Here is a 939-nt window from a genome sequence, read left to right on the forward strand (position 1 = left end):
CCATGCTGGCGACGATAGGCATCAATACGGCGAGCGCTACGACTTGCTCGATGGTTTCTTTGAATACGCCAATCACTGTTGATGCGATGAAGGCAGTAATCAAGTTGATGCCAAGCCATATAGCTCTGCGCTTGCTTGTTTGCTTAACGGGGGCGAATGTATCTTCTTCTTCATCAAGACCTGCCATGCTCATTAGCGAATGGTCAGCATCTTCTCTGATGACATCAACCACGTCATCGATTGTAATTCTGCCCAGAAGGATGCCTTCCTTGTTAATAACCGGCGCAGAGACGAGATCTCTTCTTTCAAATAGATTAGCTACTTCGCTATCGGTCAGATTGACATCTATGGTAATGGTGTCAGTTTCCATTACTTCCCGAACCGTGGCAGTGGGATTAGAGACAAGTAATTTATTAAGTGGCAGAGTTCCGACTAGCTCATCTTTACGACTAACAACCAACAATTTGTCAGTCATTTCTGGTAAGGAACGGTGTCTTCTTAAGTAACGCAACACAACGTCAATAGTGATACCGGGGCGGATGGTGACGGTATCTGTATTCATTAAGCCGCCGGCAGTGTCCTCGTGATATGAGAGGACTTCCTCGACACGGGCACGGTCTTGCGTGTCCATTGACTCAAGGACTTCAGCTGATACATTGTCAGGTAGCTGCTGAAGTATGTCGGCGAGATCATCTGTATCGAGGTCTTCTGTGAAGTTTACGACTTCCTGAGCATTTAACTTGCTGAGGAAGTGCGCCTGTATGTCTTCAGAGAGATCTTGTAGGACTTCACCTTTTAAATCGTCATTCAGCAAGCGCCATATTAGTGCTCGCTCTCGCGGTGGAGAGGATTCAATTAGGTGTGCAATATCACTTGCGTTTAGCCCCTTGTTCACAACCCTTTCAATTTGCCGGATAGAGCCGCTTTCGATTACTTCAT

General features: G+C 46.5%; 1 protein-coding gene. It reads right to left on the reverse strand.

Going from position 1 to position 939, the window contains the following annotated elements; all coding sequences use genetic code 11:
* On the reverse strand, positions 1-939 hold a 939-nt coding region (locus tag A3763_RS03100; RefSeq protein WP_068759874.1), incomplete at both ends, for a magnesium transporter.

The sequence above is a fragment of the Oleiphilus sp. HI0128 genome (genome assembly GCF_001635365.1).